The organism is Parabacteroides timonensis (genome assembly GCF_900128505.1).
In the GTDB taxonomy this organism is placed as follows: Bacteria; Bacteroidota; Bacteroidia; order Bacteroidales; family Tannerellaceae; genus Parabacteroides; species Parabacteroides timonensis.
In genome coordinates this window covers 4,387,405-4,405,051 of sequence record NZ_LT669941.1, presented here as the reverse complement: position 1 = coordinate 4,405,051, position 17,647 = coordinate 4,387,405, and the positions used below count along the sequence as shown (strand labels likewise).

Here is a 17,647-nt window from a genome sequence, read left to right as displayed (position 1 = left end):
TTACAAATTCTTTTTTAGCAAATATCTTATTAAACGTTTATAAGAAAAAAAGTTTTTCCATACAGTCGTCTTATCTATTAATTTATTAGAAAGAATATACTTAGGGTGACTTAGGGGAAATTGTATTTGCTCTGATAAAATATAACTTTTTTTATTTTTTTTAGTTGTATGCGTTGCATTAGGATCATTTAGCCCTATATTCGTAACTAGATTTACCTTAGGATATATAGATAATTGATTTTGCACTCTAAGCATAAACAAATATTGCACATCCCAAGTGTTAATTCCCCTATCACCTTTTAAAGTATCAGATATAAACGATGAAAAATATATTTTTTCCAAAAGATTATTGAAAAGTGAATTCATTCTATATTTTTCTTTCAAAGCTTCATTCCAATAAGAAAAGTTCACATCGTAGTGTTGCCATACTCTTCTCCAAGAAGCCCACCCCCATATATGAGAAAATGTACAGAAATCATAGCTCAAATTATCCTTTACAATTCCACGAAAAAAGTTATTTCCCCCAATATGCCCAATCCTATTATCATCTTTATATTTAAGAAGAAGCTCTTCACAAAAATAGAAAAAGGATAAGTCAGGTAAACAATCATCTTCTAAAATTACTCCATATTCTTCTTGCTCAAAAAACCAAGTTATTGCAGAAGACACTGCATTTTTACATCCAAGGTTCTGATCTCTATATAATGTCTTTAGTTCACAAGGCCAATCAATATGGCTCACTATTTCACGAGTCTCCTGGCATCGTAGTATTTCGTCAGGACGATTTTTCCTAGGAGCATCAGCCGCAATATATAAAATTGAAGGTTTTACCTGTCGTATTCTTTCGAAAACTTGCTTTGTAGTCTCTGGACGATTAAATATTAAAAAGAGAATGGGAGTATTATACATAAAATTGGTCAATAATTATAATTTGAAATTCAACGATTTTTTTCATTAAAGCAAGGAAAAAACACCTTCATCCAATGAATAATAAAAGCATATGGAGCCTTCCACCAAAAATGTTTATTTAAATAATATAAATATTCATTTAAAGCTAATCCTTTTATATCATATAAATCACGAATTCTTTTTCTCAATGTATTAGCAATAGTTTTACTTGGATGATCATTCATACAAAATCCTCCATAATCAGAACCGACTAATACAGGTATTCCTTTTTTATAAGCCGTCAATGTATAATCAAAATCTGCTAATGAATGTGTAAAATTAGAATCCAAAATTCCAATTCTTGTAACAACATCATTAGGCACATATAAAATATTAGCATTTGCTAAATGACATTCTTGTGGGATATCCATTGGGAAAACTTGGAACGTCTTATGTTTAAAGAATTTATTTGCCAATTTATATCCACCATAAGAGATCATCCCTGTAGCTTCATCTACAGTCGATAAGACACAAATACCAGACCTATTATAATTTTGTTTTATATATTTCAAAGTTGCATCTATCTGATACCAAAAAGAAGAAAAAAAACAGACATCATCATTAATTAGAAGAAAACCATCATATTCCTTCCCTGTCTTTAAGGCAGTTTTCCATGCTAATCTCATTCCTCCTGCCCAAAACAAGCTACCACTACCAATAATTAAGTTTACCATTGGGTATTTTTGTTTTACTAATAATGCAGTCCCATCTTTGGAAGCATCATCCACTAAATAAACATCGAAAACAAAATCTGTGACCGATTTTATAGCAATAAAAAAGCTCTCCAAACATAAATCCGTCTTATTTTTCCTGTTAAAACAAGTCAATAATACTGCTATTCTTTTTATTTTCTCCATCACAGCCCTATTTTATAATCCAAGACCTCTATCTAAATAATTTCTTCAAAAAAAGAGGTAATGATAATTTATGGTTAAATCGATAACCGATATAATCATTTAAATCATCTAACAGAACAAGTATTGACTTCTTAAAAGACAATTTATAGCCTTCCAATTGCCTAGGTCCTTGAGTATATTCAATAAATCCCCATTTTTGGACAAACTGATAAACAGCCGTATCTTTTTTTCTGAGGCAAGAAAATATCCCAGAAATGTGGGTAATATAAAATTTGTAAAATTCTGTGTTTCCAGGGAGTGGATTAATATTATTATTCTCTTCAATACAAATCAATCCACAATCATTCATCATTGCATTAATACTCTTCCGAGTGAAAAAATGAATATGACTACTATCCAAAAGACCATACTCTTGATATTCAAAGTCACCATCCATTAAACTCAATATTATTGAACTATGCCCTATGTTAGGAATAGAAGTTAAAATAAAACCTTTAGGAGACAAAAATTGTATACAATTCTTTATTATCAGACTGGGATTTCGTAAATGCTCCAAAACATCACCCAATATAATATAATCAAACGTTCCATCTAAATGATCACTCCAATCATCATTGTCTAAATTAGCAACTATCATATGTTCAGCATATTGACTTGCAACTTTAGCCATATCAACATTTAGTTCGATACATGTCACCTTACAGTTTAATATTTCTTTCATATATCGAGTCATATATCCCATTGCCGGTCCAAATTCTAACACTTTAGAATTTGGAGAAACCCACTTTAGAATATTAGGTAAAGTGTTTTCTGTATATATCAAATTAACATCTCCATAGGTTTTCATCTATCATTCTCATATTTATTATCTGTCGAAAGAATCTTTACACTTATCCCTGATAACTTGGCTGCCAATAAAGAAAAAGAACTTGAAGCTGAACCATATATCCTATCTGTTTTTGATAACAAATATAATTCTATTAATGCCTCTTTAATTCCTTTTTCATTGTCTCTTTTAACTACTTCTCCATAAGTCAAAATATGTTCTCCATATCTATTCTTTAATTTTTGTTTCTCACATAAAGAGTCCGAAGCCACAAAAAATACCACTTTAGGATCTAACTCTATTTCTTTGTCCATTGAATGAATAAACAACTCCAATGGACTCTTTCTAACCGAATTAATATTATCAGTTCGTCTTATATGGATCCCAACGACATTATTTCCACTAAAAGAAGCTCTTATTCTTTTAACCTCATAGAAAATATCTTTTCTCAACAAAAGAATATTAAAGTCAGAGATTGGATAAAATTCATAACAATGAACTAAATAAAAGTTTTTTTGATCTAGTGCAGTCTCTAATAAACTTAAATTAAAAGTTGTTGTTATATCCTTTTCATAACTTCGCCATTTAAACAGAATTCGCTGCCATATCCAAGGAAGCCACAAATTTTTCTTCCGAGGTCTATCATATAAGTAATGAAACCATTTTGCATCAACAATTTCAACTTTGTGTTTATCAACGGTTTCAGACAATTCAAACAATGAATGAAAATCAGCGCCCATCCCTTTATCTTTAAACCATATAACTCTTAATGTTATATCATGGTCTCTGCAAAAAGCGATAGCAGATGTTATTGCATAAAAACGATTTGCTAAACCTCCAATTGGAACCAATGTTAAAGATTTCATGCCTAATAAATATATTTACTCCAAAATTGTACATAATCATATTTATACCATGCATGGCATCCAAAAGGTAATGTATGACCTGTTAGCTCAAATAACATAGAGGGCGACTCCTCAAAAGAGAAATACATCGACTCTGCTGATTCTGGGATTCTGAACTTTTGCCCTCTCTTATACTTTAGTACAGCATAAAGTAAATCTTCATTTACAATATTTGTTTCTGTAAAATCTTCTAGGTGATTTCTCCTACCCAATAAACCAGCTAACACACAAATTGGCTTATGTAAAGGGCCTCTATAACGATAAAAACAACATAATCCTTTGAGAGATAGCAAAAGACCCTTATGATCGAACAATGAAATAAAAGATTCGATCTTTCTTAATGAAAAGCCACCATTCCCACTGTTTTTTTCATCAAGCTCACCACTAAGTTTCATCCACGGAGCACCTATATAATCATAATCCTTATCGCACCAATAGTCTAACTCATCTTTAAAGACATATGCATCCAACTGATAAATAAGCATATATTTATATGAACTAAAACGTTCATAAAAAAACCTACTCAACATCAGCTTATTATAACCTGCCACACTTTTAAAGTAGTTAGAATCAAATGTTTCAATATCAAATTTTACTCCATATTCCGAAAAGACTTCGTTGTAGACAGAATAGTTGAGATCTTCCGGTCCTATCAAGCAAATTGGATGTTTATATAATACTTTCAAACACTGAAATAATGATTTATACTCATTTGCATCCAAAACATCCTTATATACGGGAATGACAATTATATTCATTTATTTAATCGTATAATATTCCTTATCAACAAATTAAGATCAGTAGATACTTTAAAAATATACAAGAGAGAGACTGCTCCAATACCTAATAGAATTGAACGATAAATACAATCAAACCAGGGATTCTCCAATGTTGGTAATGCCATATTTGCAAACCACAAAAAGAACACCACTCCCAATTGCTTAACAAATCCTATTGAATAAGGATTTGCTTTTATTTTTATAAAAAGCAACCATTGCTGTAAACCATAGGAAATAAGAGTTGTGATAGCAGTAGCCAAAGCAGCCCCTGTAACTCCCCATATAGGGATTAAAAGATTATTCCCTAAAATCGTTATTCCTGTTATAAAGAAAGTAAAGTACAATCCCCAATAATAATACCGAGAAAAACTGATCAGACTTCCTCCAAAGGAAAGTGTAATTTCTATGATCTTTGCCAATGCCATATAAAAAACGACCCATTTGCCTATTTTATAGACCTCTCCATTAGGAATAATAGAAAATATATTATCAATATTAATCCAAATAAATAAAAACACTAAACTACCTGCAATAAACTGATGTAATGCAACTTTTTTATATAACTCATTTGCTTCATTAAAATTTTCTTTTGCTAATAAATCTGCAGCCAAAGGAGAAGCGATCGTACTAATAGATTGTGAAGGGATACCAATAACTGCTACAATATAAAATGCAATTCTATAGATACCAGCATAATCTAATCCCAACTGAGCACTTACCATAAACAAATCAAGCCTTCCTACTATACCTCCACTTAAAGCACCTATGACTAAATAAGCAGTATATTTAAAAACTTGTTTCCTTAAAGGTCTTTCTACATATGAATAATCATGTCGTAAAGAAACTGTTCCTATCCTGGATATATAATAAAAACAACATAATGCACCAATTCCATATACACCTATATAGCATCCAACTAAACCATCTATTCCTATAATATTTAAGCCATATAATAAATAAATGATCAATAATAATACTCTTAAAACTACTTCACGAATAAATTTAGGAATAGCAATTTTTAATAGCAATGATGCATAACATTCAAATACAATCCAATACAGTAAAAATAAAATTAGAGGAATAATCCAGTAATAGTAATTTATAAAAAGAGCTGAATTCTTGGAAAAATAATCATTTATTGGCGTATGCAAAATAAGATATAAAGGTATAAAAATCAATAGCCCTATAAATGGAAGAAATAACATGTAAAAGAAAAAACCATTATGTTTTTTCTTTTCATCTTTAAAATATGGGAAGAAACGTACTGCAGAAGAATTTGTTCCCAACATTGCCAATGCCGCAAACATCATTCCTGCCTCATAAATAACACTTAAAAGCCCGATTTCATCTGCACGAAGAAACCGGGTTTGAATAAAGAAAGTAGTAAGAAAACCGATAAAGGCCCCAATATAATTTATAATAGTTCCTTTTATACTTTGCCTTATAACTATTCCCATCTACTTATATTTCCAAAGCAATTTTAATTCAAGCTCCTTTTACCTCAAGTTAAAAGGAAGATTACCTTCCTATACAATGATAAACAAACCCATTTCCTTCCATCTCCTTAATATCATAAATATTACGGCCATCAAGAACTAACGGGGTAGCCATCAGCTTCTTTACAGCAGACCAGGAAGGCATACGGAATTCTTTCCATTCCGTTACAAGCATCAAGGCATCGGCATCCACCACGGCATCATAGATATCCTTTGCATAATGGATCGAGTCGCCGATACGACGCTTTGTTTCTTCTACAGCTACCGGATCATAAGCATACACCTCACAACCCGCGGCTAGTAGTTTTTCTATTAAAACTAATGACGGAGCTTCACGCATATCATCGGTTTCCGGCTTAAATGCCAATCCCCAGAGAGCAACACGCTTACCCTTCAGATCTCCATTAAAATGTTTTTCCAATTTACGGAATAAAAGTGATTTTTGCTCATCATTTACTTCTTCTACTGCCTGAAGAATACGCATTGGGTAATTATTCAATTTTGCGGTATTGATCAATGCTTTCACATCTTTCGGGAAACAAGAACCACCATAACCGATACCTGCATATAAAAAACGATTGCCAATACGATTATCTGAACCAATGCCTTTACGCACCATATTTATATCGGCACCAACAATTTCACATAGGTTAGCCACATCATTCATAAAGCTGATGCGGGTAGCCAACATTGCGTTTGCAGCATATTTGGTCATCTCTGCAGATGGCACATCCATAAAAATTACACGGAAATTATTTAAAAGGAAAGGACGATACAAACGAGTCATCAACTCTTCTGCACGTTCCGACTCGACACCAACAACAACACGATCCGGACTCATAAAGTCACTGATCGCAGCTCCTTCTTTCAGGAATTCCGGATTGGAAGCAACATCAAATTCAATCTGTATTCCCCGCTTATCCAACTCATCCTGAATAGCCTGGCGCACCTTTTTTGCAGTACCCACAGGCACCGTACTCTTTGTCACCACCAGAATATGTTTCTTGATATTACGACCGACAGTACGGGCAACTTCAAGCACATACTTCAAGTCTGCACTACCATCTTCATCAGGAGGTGTACCTACGGCACTGAACAAGACTTCTACCTCATCCAGACACTCTGTCAAATCGGTTGTAAAATGTAATCTGCCGGCCTGCTGGTTACGATGAACCATTTCTTCGAGGCCAGGTTCGTAGATAGGAATTATGCCTTTTTTTAGGTTCTCAATTTTTTCGGTATTTACGTCTACACAAAAAACTTCGGTACCCATCTCGGCAAAACAGGTTCCGGTCACCAGGCCTACATAGCCTGTACCTACTATCGCTATTTTCATAATTTATAATCAAATACAAAATTAAAGACTTTTGAAATACTTAATCGTCTCTACCAAACCCTCCTCCAAACGAATATTCGGTTCCCAACCATTCAGTTTTTCTTTGGCTAAAGAAATATTCGGTTTACGCTGTTTAGGATCGTCAGCAGGAAGAGGTTTAAATACGAGTTTTGATTTTGAGTTAGTCATTCTAAGGACCATCTCAGCCAATTCTATCATAGTAAATTCTCTCGGATTACCTAAATTAACAGGGCCGGTGAAGTCTTTAGATGCCATCATACGGATCATGCCTTCAATCAGGTCATCCACATATTGAAAACTACGGGTCTGCTTTCCATCCCCATAGATGGTGATATCATCTCCTTTCAGAGCCTGCATGATGAAGTTGGAAACAACTCTTCCATCATCCGGCCGCATACGGGGGCCATAAGTATTGAAGATACGGATAATCTTGATGTCTACTTTATTTTGTCTATGATAATCCATGAACAACGTTTCCGCACATCGTTTTCCTTCGTCATAACAACTCCGTACACCTATCGGATTTACATTCCCCCAGTAACTTTCTTCCTGTGGATGAACGAACGGATCACCATATACCTCACTCGTTGAAGCCTGAAGGATACGAGCTTTTGTACGTTTAGCCAACCCTAGCATATTAATAGCACCGATAACAGAAGTTTTAGTCGTACTCACCGGATCGAACTGATAATGTATAGGCGATGCCGGGCAAGCCAGATTATAGATCTCGTCAACTTCCACGTAATAAGGAAACGTCACATCGTGGCGGACCAGTTCAAAATAGGGATTGTCCAATAAATGAATAACATTTTGTTTGCAACCTGTAAAATAATTATCCATACAAATCACATTGTTTCCGTCTTTCAGCAGGCGTTCACAAAGATGAGAGCCAATAAAGCCTGCTCCTCCGGTAACTAAAATCTGTTTCATGCTAGTTGTAAAATTTGAGTTTTTCCTATATATCTCAACAATCTTCGAGAAATGAAGACACATCAAGGTTCGTCAGTCCCATACAGAGAATAACAAAACTGCCACAAAGATAGGAAATTGAAGGGATTTTAGCCCCATAAAAAAGTATATTTATAAAATGTCCATGTCCACATAATCATCAGCCTCACCTACACTATCAACGTTGTTGCTCTTTTAGTGCGTAAATGCGCTGTATCATATCCACCACCTTCATACCCTCCAGTACATTGGTAGTAATACTTTCCGAGCCTGAACCCGAAAGTACACGGACAACATTACGAATTACGAAGTTATGGTTCTGGGCCGAACCTTTATAAGGACCATAGTCATTACCGGGATTAGTCGGAGCCAGTTCAGGCATTTCGTAATCCTTCACATGGCAATATTCCACTTCGTTCATATATTGTCCACCGATTTTTACGCTACCATTCTCGGCTACGATCAGCATACTGCTTTCCATATTCCTATTCCATACGGAGGTAGAATAGTTTAAGCTCCCCATGCCACCGTTCACAAAATTGAAGTTCACAAAGCCGGAGTCTTCAAAATCCGTCAGCTTTTCGTGATTGAAATCAGCAAAACGAGCCTGAATATTACATATATCACCAAACAACCAGTACATAATATCGATAAAATGAGAGAACTGGGTGAAAAGTGTTCCACCATCAAGTGCAGCATCTCCATGCCAACCACCCGGTTTATAATAACGGTCGTCACGATTCCAGTAGCAATTCAGCTGAACCATATAGATCTTACCCAATTTTCCGGACTCGATCATCTCTTTAATCCAAACAGAAGGAGGGGAATAGCGGTTCTGCATCACACAAAACACTTGCTTATGATATTTCAAAGAGGCATAGACCACCTTCTCCGCATCTGCCAATGTCAGAGCCATCGGCTTTTCTATTACTACGTTACAGCCAGCCTCAACAGCCTGTACCGCCATAGAGGCATGCAAACCATTCGGTGTGCAGACATTAACTACATCTACCTGAATATTACTCTGCAACAAATCCTGCAAACCAGAAAAGAAAGGTACATCGTAGGCATCGATTCCCAACTCTTCACGCGGACGAATATCACACAAGGCAACCAGTTCGGCATCCGGATCACGGGTAACCATTTCGGCATGACGTTTTCCGATATGCCCACAGCCTACTACAGCAAATTTTATCTTATTCATTATACTTAAAATTGACTATCGCATCAATTATATACTCTTGTTCTTCTTTTGTCATTTCAGTATGGATAGGCAATGACAGAACGCATTGACTCAAACGGGCCGATTCATCAATGCTTCCCGGTGTACGCGCCATCCATTTATAAGCATCCTGCGCCTGTAAAGGCAACGGATAATAGACCATTGAAGGAATACCTTTCTCTTTCAGATAATCCTGTAAAAGCTTCCGTTGCTCCGCAATAGATGAGAAACCGGCAACAGGCTTCAACCGAACCGTATACTGATGATATACATGAGTGGAAAATGCCGATTTCTTCGGAAGAATCAACAGGTCACACGAAGACAACGCCTCATCGTATCTTGCAGCCACTATCCTGCGGGCTTCCGTAAATTCATCGATATATTTCAGTTTCACATCCAAAATAGCAGCCTGCAAAGTATCCAGTCTTGAATTACATCCGATCAGTTTATGATGATATTTAAGCTCCTGCCCATGATTGGCAATCATACGGATACGTTTAGCCAGAACCGCGTCGGAGGTCATCAAGGCCCCTCCATCCCCATAACAGGCCAACGGTTTGGAAGGAAAGAAAGATGTTGTCCCGATATGTCCCATTGTACCCGTTTTCTTTACGCGACCATCCGCAAAAGTATATTCAGCGCCAATGGACTGGGCATTATCTTCTATCACATACAAATGATACCTCTCAGCAATTTTCAGGAGCGGCTCCATATCACTAGATTGCCCGAATAAATGTACTGCTATAACAGCCTTAGTATTGCGAGAGATCGCCCCCTCTATCTTCCGAGAATCGATATTAAATGTTTGCGGATCGACATCTACCAGTACCGGTGTTAACCCTAATAAGGCAATCACTTCCGCAGCAGCCACATATGTGAATGAAGGAACAATCACCTCATCACCAGGTTGTAGTTCCAGAGCCATCAATGCAATCTGCAAAGCATCCGTTCCATTCCCGCATGGAATCACATAAGGAATATTCAGATACCCGGCCAAATGATCTCCAAAGGTTCTCACCTGAGGTCCATTGATAAAGGCACTGCTTTCAATTACTGCTTGCATTGCAATATCTATCTCCTTTTTCAGACGATAATATTGTCCATGCAAATCGACCATTTGTATCTGTTTTTCAAACATCTTTGTATTCTTGCACCCGTTTTGTTTTTCCTTGCTTTAAATAACGCAGCAATAGCCATATTATTATAAAAAAAGTGCGTCATTCATGCAGAAACAAGATGACACACCCTTTACCTTCTACGTAAGGCTTATTTCTTTTATTTTACTTCGCTGCCTGGTTTCACCTCTTTTTCAGGAGTGATCACAGCTAGCTTACCATCAAAGTTTTCCGCAGACAAGATCATACCTTCCGATACAATACCTTTCAATTTGCGGGGAGCCAGGTTAGCGATAAAGCAAACTTGTTTTCCAACCAGTTCTTCAGGAGCATAATGCTGGGCGATACCGGAAACGATCGTACGTTTTTCCAACCCATCATCAATACGGAACTGCAATAACTTATCCGCCTTAGGAACTTTTGTACATTCCAAAATTGTACCAACACGGATATCCAGTTTCGTAAAATCGTCAAACTCGATATTTTCACGAACCGGTTTTGCTTTATAACTCGCTTCCTCATTCGCTTTCTTTGTATCCAGCAACTTCTGTATCTGTGCCTCTATCACACTATCTTCAATTTTTTCGAACAGAAGTTCTGATTTACCCAGTTGATGACCAGCTTCAAGCAAATCGGTTGAACCCAAACGATTCCAGCCCAGCGGCTCTACATTCAGCATCTTATTCAACTTTTCCATACTGAACGGCAGGAACGGTTCAAAAGCAATTGCCAGGTTGGCAGTGATCTGCAATGATATATTCATGATCGTCGCCACACGTTCCATATCCGTCTTCGCCAGCTTCCAAGGTTCTGTATCAGCCAGGTATTTGTTACCGATACGAGCCAGATTCATCGCCTCTTTCTGTGCATCACGGAAATGATATGTATCCAATAAACGTTCTACATTAGCTTTTACATCTGCAAAATCCTTCAATGTCTGACGGTCATAATCTGTCAGTTCACCGGCAGCTGGAACCTTCCCTTCGAAGTATTTCTCTGTCAGCACCAAGGCACGATTCACAAAGTTACCCAGGATAGCAACCAGTTCATTATTATTACGAGCCTGGAAATCTTTCCAGGTAAAATCATTATCTTTTGTTTCAGGAGCATTAGCTGTCAGGACATAACGCAACACATCCTGTTTACCTGGCATATCCACCAGATATTCGTTCAGCCAAACAGCCCAGTTACGTGAAGTTGAGATCTTATCACCTTCCAAGTTCAGAAACTCATTGGCAGGTACGTTCTCCGGCAAGTTGAAAGAACCTTCGGCCTTCAACATAGACGGGAATACAATGCAGTGGAATACAATATTATCCTTTCCGATAAAATGCAACATCTTTGTTTCAGGATCTTTCCACCATGTCTCCCAGCTATCCGGTAACAACTCTTTTGTATTGGAGATATAACCGATCGGTGCGTCAAACCATACATAAAGCACCTTACCCTCCGCTCCTTCTACGGGAACAGGAATACCCCAGTCTAGGTCACGACTTACAGCACGTGGCTGCAACCCCATATCCAACCAGCTCTTGCACTGTCCGTATACATTTGATTTCCATTCTTTATGGTCTTCGAGAATCCACTGACGCAGGAACGGTTCATGTTTATCCAACGGCAGATACCAGTGTTTGGTTTCCTTCATCACCGGCTCGCTACCGCTGATGGCAGATTTCGGATTGATCAGGTCTGTCGGACTCAATGAGGTACCGCAGGCTTCACACTGGTCGCCATACGCCTTTTCATTGCCACAATGCGGGCATGTACCGGTTATATAACGGTCGGCAAGGAATTGTTTGGCTTCCTCATCATAATATTGTTCGCTTGTCTTTTCAATAAACTCCCCTTTTTCATACAGGGTACGGAAGAAATCCGAGGCTACCTGACGATGTGTAGGCGAGGTTGTACGGGAATAAATATCGAATGTGATACCGAACTCCTCGAAAGACTTCTTGATGATACCATGAAAACGGTCCACCACATCCTGCGGTGTAACTCCTTCTTTCTTAGCCCGGAGCGTAATAGGCACACCGTGCTCATCCGATCCTCCGATCATCAAAACATCCTCCCCCTTCAGGCGAAGGTAACGGGCATATATATCGGCAGGCACATATACACCAGCCAGGTGCCCGATATGTACCGGCCCGTTCGCATACGGCAACGCCGTAGTAATCAGCGTTCTCTTAAACTGTTTTTCCATACCTTGTGTTCTCTTTTTGAGGGGCAAAGGTACGGAAATATTTGCGAAATATAATTAGGTAAATATCAATTATACTTATAAGTCAGTCCTCATCTGACGGATAGTCATTAACAAAGGAGCTAAATCTTGCTTTATTACATTAAATAATAGAATCTTCTATTCGATTAAGCAAAGACTGAATTCTTTCTTTATCAAACATATATCAAATCTTTTGATATACTCTTTCCAAAAGTAGAGCCAGATAATTGTTCTCTCAAACGGACCAGATCAACTCTACATCCAAATAATAATTCCAATTCCTGTTTCATGCGACTTCTTAGCAGAAGATTTGCCTCACCTTCATAAGCTACATCGACATCGCTATTTTCAGTTTGTTCATCTTGAACAATAGAGCCAAACAGAGCCATCCGGACAACACCATAATATCTGGCATTATTCAAAAAGTAGCTACGTAACAATTCTATATATTCTTTTTTTGTCTTCATAAACAAACACTTACTTTCTCACAAAGGAAAGAAATTCCGTTCTCATTTGCAAGAATATTCTTAATAAATAGTATTTCAAATACTTACTAACAAATTCCTATTATCGAACTACAACCTTTCGAACTATCATATCTCCCACCTTAACCAGATAAACTCCGGAGGGTAATGACATTGTATATTCTCCTGCCGGTATTGTTTGGTTACGGAACAAAGAGCCTTTGTAATCCCAGATGTATAGCGCTGACTTTTCGGTGACTGCGACAGATAATACCCGTCCTGTTACTGAAACCGAAACCTTATCGTCTTTGCGGATGGATTCATTATCGACAGTCGATTCTGTTCCAACGAAACAGGCTTTTACTTCCGTATCAGAGGCGACCGTATACGGATAAGGATTCAGGGTGTTGCCATCCCACCATTTGACAAACAACATGCCGGAAGCCGCCTCTGCCTTCAACTGAACTTTATCCCCATGAATAACCTTTCCTGCCGGAACAGCAGATACCGTACCACCGTTAGTCTGGCTCACTGCAACCTCGTAGCTATTTAGTTTCAGTCCCGATACTTTCACCGTTATACCGTCTTTATCCACCGGCAAATTATATACATAGGTCTTCGTCTCAGATGCTGCGCGTAAAGAAGTTTCAGGAATCAGCACCTTGTCATCGGCTGTCAAAACGACTTCGCTCTGGCTATAAGCAGGAAGCAAAACAACTTTCAATTGCACAACATCACCACTCTTCACTGCATCCATATTCGAATTGGCTCCCGTAATACCAGCTCCCGGTGATTGATTCAGGATCACCTTTGCATACGCAGCATCTTCCTTATCTGTAAACAGAGGTATGAGCTGGGCTGCATCCACTGCCGTTGCCATTCGGGGATTATCCGTCTTTCCGTCCGTCCATTTACTAAAGATTTTGCCTTCGGGCGCTTTCGCCTGAAGCAAAAGCATCGTTTCTTCAAATAGCCCTTGACCTGCTACGTCGGACATCGTTTCAACAACTTTCGCCGTCACATGATCCGGCAATGTCAGCTTTATGGAATCCCGGACAATACCATCGACCGAGATGCTGATGTTCTTATTTATATGGTAGATCGCATATCCTCCTTTATTCTTTGTCAACTCTTCACCATTGGCACGAACAACCAGATTTCCTTCACGGTATCCTTTAGCGAGAACCAGATAAAACTTAAACGTTCCGTCTTTCTTCACTTCGGTAGAATAACCGGAGAACGGTTTCACGGTCACTCCTTCCATCTGCGGCAAAGTCATCATATACGACTTATAATCAGAAATGAAACGGGCAGAAATAGTCGTATCCCTGCTAACCGTCAGGTTCAGCGGGTTGCTTTGGCTGCCGGTATTCCATTGCAGGAACTTAAAGTCCTCATCAGCAACTGCCGTGATCGATACCGATGATCCGTATCCAACTTCCGAAGTCGTTTCGTCTGCACCATCGGTAAACTTGATCTGTCCGTTCTCTGTCTGCTGCAATGTAACCGTACAAGTTTTAGCTTTCAAACCGGAGACAGTCACCGTAATATCGGACGAGCAGTTCGTCAACGTATAAAGCCCGGAAGCATTCCCCGTAATCGTCGAATCATTCGCCGAGACAACCATTGAATCTAGATTCGTATAATAAGCTTTATCCACCGTCAATATAAACTCAAAAGAACCTCCACTAGTGGTAGCCGTCACCACATCACCACCAGTAGGATTGGTTGCTTTCACACCTAAAGGGAGATCGAAAGTCAGGGAAATTTTATTATTGTCGAACACAACCTGTCGAGTTGTCACCCCATCCTTAAAACCTGTTTTACGAGCAATCGCCTTGATGACCAGAGTATCTTTTGCACTTGAAACAAGAAACTCTCCATTATATGCTTTATCCGGAGCTCCATCTACACTATAATACAAAGCAGCAGACTCATCTGTTTTGTTCAGTCGAACCTTTACGCTCTCTCCTTTCGGCACTTTATCTGTATTGGTCGGAGTCGTTATAATTTCAGGGGCTGAAACAGCTGTCCGGTTATCAACAAAAACAGCCGAAACAGCCAAACCATTAGTTGCAGGCATTTCTACTTTTGCGGGATTACCGATCACATCTTTGCCATTAACAACCCATTTACTCAATGTATAGGGAGCAACCGGAGTAGCTGTCAAAGTTAATTCAGTCTTAGGCCCAACATATTCACCTGATTTGATTTCTTTATCGCCATTCTTTACAGTGAAAGTGCCGTTCGCTCCCTGAGATATAGTTACCACAGAACCTGCAGACCATTTGGCATAAAGGGTTTTATTGCCAATAGTACCTTTTGCTATTGCCATTATAGATTTTCCTTCCAATCGATCTGATTCATACCAACCGGCAAAAGAGTATGCACTTCGTTGCGGAACAGGTAAAGTAACTTCCTTTTCAATAGTATAAGTTGATGATGCGACTTCTACATCACTATACGTTTCATATTTAATCGTATAATTAACCGGATTCCATTTGGCATACAAAGTAAAGTTTCCAGAAGTTCCTTTAGAAATGGTTTCTCCAAAAGGTTGTGTATAACCCTCGTCTTTATACCAACCAGCAAATATATAACCCTCTTTTCGAACTTTTGTAGACAAAGCCATGTTATCCGTATCAATGGTATAAGAGATATCTCCTAAAGAAGAACCACCTTTTGTATCTAACTTTATGGTATAGGTTGTTAAATTCCATTTAGCATATAATGTTTTATCTCCTGTAGTCCCTTTGGAGATCGTTGTAATTGATTGGCTAAAATTGGAATCAGTAAACCAACCGGCAAAAGTACCACCGTCTCTAGTTGGAGATGGCAACTTTATGTCATTGTCTTCGATTGTATAAGTTTGCTTAATTCCATCCGGGTTTGTACCGCCATTCAAGTTATAAGTTATTTTATAAATAGTTGGAGTCCATTTAGCATAAAATGTCTGATTCTTATCTGTACCTGTAGGAATCTTCTCTTTTTTTAATCCGGAGAAAGTATTATTATCAAACCATCCAAAGAAAGTATATCCATCCCTAGTCGGAGTTGGCAATATGACATCTTTTGACTCTACTGTGAAAGTGATTGGAGCATCCTTCGGGTTAGTTCCTCCATTTAGGTGATAAGTGATTGACATAGCGGTAAGCCATTTCGCATAAAAAGTTTTATTACCAGTCAGCCCTTTAACAGAATAATAAGGAGTACCCGTATAGTCAATATTATCAAACCAAGCAACAAATTCTTTCTTCGTATCTGAAGAGGTCGGTTTCGGTAAATCGAAAATATCTCCTAATGAATAGACTTTTGGATAGGAATCCGGCATCTTACCATTCTCCCCCACATCATAGGAAATTGTGTACTGATACCATTTCGCATAAAACTTCTTATCCTCCATGCTGCCAGTCGGTATTATCATTTGCTTCTCCCCTGAATAATCAGGAGTTAAAAACCAACCGTCAAAGATATAAGTTGAACGAGTTGGGATTGGTAAATCAACCTTATCTTCTATCGTATAAGTGAATTTTGTTTCTGCAGGATTTGTACCACCCTTCAAATCGTATTCGATATTATATTTAATTGGTGATAAATCGGCATTAAAAGTTACATTAACCGTAGCTTTTCGATCTTTTGTTGTTGGCAAATGAGAAGGGTCAACTTTTGAGCCATTGCAAGTCCATCCATCAAAGGTATAACCTGTTTTAGAGACGGAAGGTAAACTCACATTCTGGGTTCCAACAGTATAAGAAAACGTCAAAGGATTTTCAGGAATTAGTGTTCCAGATGAAGGATTGAACGTAGCATTATAAGTTATGGACTTAACAGATACTGAATATGAAGTGGTTTTTTCTTGAGAAGGTCCATTTCCTATGTTTATATAATCATTCTCAGAAGCCTCTGGAATATACCAACCAGCAGGAACCATATCATTTACAGTATATGAGCCTTCTGGGTCGATGGGATAAGCATTACCATAAGGCCCTTTACTACCAGCTATACCTTTATCCCCTCCTTCTCCTGGCTTCATATTCAATTGTATATTCTGAATATTTAAAGTTCCCAAATTATATTGAACTCCAACAGCAGTATATCCAGGACCCCCATTACCAAAAGTCTTTTTTTCCCCTTTTGCAGCCCTAACCTCAATTTTACCTACAGTACTATTAAGTGATAAATTCCCTGTAATTAAAACATTCGCAGTTGCTCCATTCACTAATATACCTAAAGCAGTAGAGGCTGCACCCGTTTGATCACTTATCAATGTATACCCATTCAAGTTCAGAGTTATAGATCCACCTGTAATCGTTATTGATTGATTGATTGTAACATCACCATTCAAAGTCACAGTATTCCCACTAACTGAGGCATGTTCTCCTAAAATAGCCTGCAAGTCAGAAGCAGATGCCACATCTGCAGCTCTCCCTTCTAGGTATCCGATCATTACCATTACTGGTACCAGCCACCATTTTATTCGCTTTATCATTATTTTCGCTTTTTGAACCAGAT

General features: G+C 37.9%; 13 protein-coding genes. All 13 read right to left on the bottom strand.

The features are described from left to right. Entirely contained in the window at positions 1-909 is a 909-nt protein-coding gene (locus BQ7394_RS24925) for a hypothetical protein (RefSeq protein WP_075560242.1), read from the bottom strand. A 29-nt stretch (positions 910-938) separates the two neighbouring features. Beyond that, entirely contained in the window at positions 939-1,805 is an 867-nt protein-coding gene (locus tag BQ7394_RS24920; RefSeq protein ID WP_075559858.1) for a glycosyltransferase family 2 protein, read from the bottom strand. 28 nt (positions 1,806-1,833) lie between these two features. Continuing rightward, positions 1,834-2,652 carry a class I SAM-dependent methyltransferase gene (locus tag BQ7394_RS24915; protein ID WP_075559857.1) on the bottom strand — a complete coding sequence of 273 codons (819 nt, stop codon included), beginning with the start codon at positions 2,650-2,652 and terminating at the stop codon, positions 1,834-1,836. Continuing rightward, positions 2,649-3,497: an O-fucosyltransferase family protein gene (locus BQ7394_RS24910; RefSeq protein ID WP_075559856.1), complete on the bottom strand. Its 849-nt coding sequence runs from the start codon at positions 3,495-3,497 to the stop codon at positions 2,649-2,651. The genes BQ7394_RS24915 and BQ7394_RS24910 overlap by 4 nt, the downstream gene beginning before the upstream one ends. A 2-nt stretch (positions 3,498-3,499) precedes the next feature. Continuing rightward, entirely contained in the window at positions 3,500-4,294 is a 795-nt protein-coding gene (locus tag BQ7394_RS24905) for a DUF5672 family protein (RefSeq protein ID WP_075559855.1), read from the bottom strand. Further along, the gene (locus tag BQ7394_RS24900) at positions 4,291-5,772 is read right to left on the bottom strand and encodes a lipopolysaccharide biosynthesis protein (RefSeq protein ID WP_075559854.1); all 1,482 of its coding nucleotides are present in this window, start codon (positions 5,770-5,772) and stop codon (positions 4,291-4,293) included. The genes BQ7394_RS24905 and BQ7394_RS24900 overlap by 4 nt, the downstream gene beginning before the upstream one ends. Before the next feature lie 61 nt (positions 5,773-5,833). Then, positions 5,834-7,147: a UDP-glucose dehydrogenase family protein gene (locus tag BQ7394_RS24895; RefSeq protein ID WP_075559853.1), complete on the bottom strand. Its 1,314-nt coding sequence runs from the start codon at positions 7,145-7,147 to the stop codon at positions 5,834-5,836. 21 nt (positions 7,148-7,168) lie between these two features. Further along, positions 7,169-8,098, bottom strand: a complete 930-nt coding sequence (locus tag BQ7394_RS24890; RefSeq protein ID WP_075559852.1) for a UDP-glucuronic acid decarboxylase family protein — start codon at positions 8,096-8,098, stop codon at positions 7,169-7,171. 196 nt (positions 8,099-8,294) lie between these two features. Then, positions 8,295-9,320: a Gfo/Idh/MocA family protein gene (locus tag BQ7394_RS24885; protein WP_075559851.1), complete on the bottom strand. Its 1,026-nt coding sequence runs from the start codon at positions 9,318-9,320 to the stop codon at positions 8,295-8,297. After that, the gene (locus BQ7394_RS24880) at positions 9,313-10,476 is read right to left on the bottom strand and encodes a DegT/DnrJ/EryC1/StrS family aminotransferase (protein ID WP_075559850.1); all 1,164 of its coding nucleotides are present in this window, start codon (positions 10,474-10,476) and stop codon (positions 9,313-9,315) included. Before BQ7394_RS24880 ends, BQ7394_RS24885 begins: the two co-directional genes overlap by 8 nt. Before the next feature lie 137 nt (positions 10,477-10,613). Continuing rightward, complete coding sequence (metG, locus tag BQ7394_RS24875) at positions 10,614-12,653, bottom strand: methionine--tRNA ligase (protein ID WP_075559849.1); 2,040 nt, start codon at positions 12,651-12,653, stop codon at positions 10,614-10,616. 191 nt (positions 12,654-12,844) lie between these two features. After that, positions 12,845-13,138, bottom strand: a complete 294-nt coding sequence (locus tag BQ7394_RS24870) for a nucleotidyltransferase family protein (protein ID WP_075559848.1) — start codon at positions 13,136-13,138, stop codon at positions 12,845-12,847. A gap of 100 nt (positions 13,139-13,238) precedes the next feature. Further along, positions 13,239-17,624, bottom strand: a complete 4,386-nt coding sequence (locus BQ7394_RS24865) for an InlB B-repeat-containing protein (RefSeq protein WP_161951817.1) — start codon at positions 17,622-17,624, stop codon at positions 13,239-13,241. Between the last annotated feature and the right edge of the window lie 23 nt (positions 17,625-17,647).

Bases quoted from the DNA above. Each gene is read 5' to 3' on its own strand.
- BQ7394_RS24900 (WP_075559854.1), bottom strand. From the start codon at position 5,772: ATGGGAATAGTTATAAGGCAAAGTATAAAAGGAACTATTATAAATTAT.
- BQ7394_RS24895 (WP_075559853.1), bottom strand. From the start codon at position 7,147: ATGAAAATAGCGATAGTAGGTACAGGCTATGTAGGCCTGGTGACCGGA.
- metG (WP_075559849.1), bottom strand. From the start codon at position 12,653: ATGGAAAAACAGTTTAAGAGAACGCTGATTACTACGGCGTTGCCGTAT.
- BQ7394_RS24925 (WP_075560242.1), bottom strand. From the start codon at position 909: ATGTATAATACTCCCATTCTCTTTTTAATATTTAATCGTCCAGAGACT.
- BQ7394_RS24885 (WP_075559851.1), bottom strand. From the start codon at position 9,320: ATGAATAAGATAAAATTTGCTGTAGTAGGCTGTGGGCATATCGGAAAA.
- BQ7394_RS24890 (WP_075559852.1), bottom strand. From the start codon at position 8,098: ATGAAACAGATTTTAGTTACCGGAGGAGCAGGCTTTATTGGCTCTCAT.
- BQ7394_RS24915 (WP_075559857.1), bottom strand. From the start codon at position 2,652: ATGAAAACCTATGGAGATGTTAATTTGATATATACAGAAAACACTTTA.
- BQ7394_RS24865 (WP_161951817.1), bottom strand. From the start codon at position 17,624: ATGATAAAGCGAATAAAATGGTGGCTGGTACCAGTAATGGTAATGATC.
- BQ7394_RS24905 (WP_075559855.1), bottom strand. From the start codon at position 4,294: ATGAATATAATTGTCATTCCCGTATATAAGGATGTTTTGGATGCAAAT.
- BQ7394_RS24920 (WP_075559858.1), bottom strand. From the start codon at position 1,805: ATGGAGAAAATAAAAAGAATAGCAGTATTATTGACTTGTTTTAACAGG.
- BQ7394_RS24880 (WP_075559850.1), bottom strand. From the start codon at position 10,476: ATGTTTGAAAAACAGATACAAATGGTCGATTTGCATGGACAATATTAT.
- BQ7394_RS24870 (WP_075559848.1), bottom strand. From the start codon at position 13,138: ATGAAGACAAAAAAAGAATATATAGAATTGTTACGTAGCTACTTTTTG.
- BQ7394_RS24910 (WP_075559856.1), bottom strand. From the start codon at position 3,497: ATGAAATCTTTAACATTGGTTCCAATTGGAGGTTTAGCAAATCGTTTT.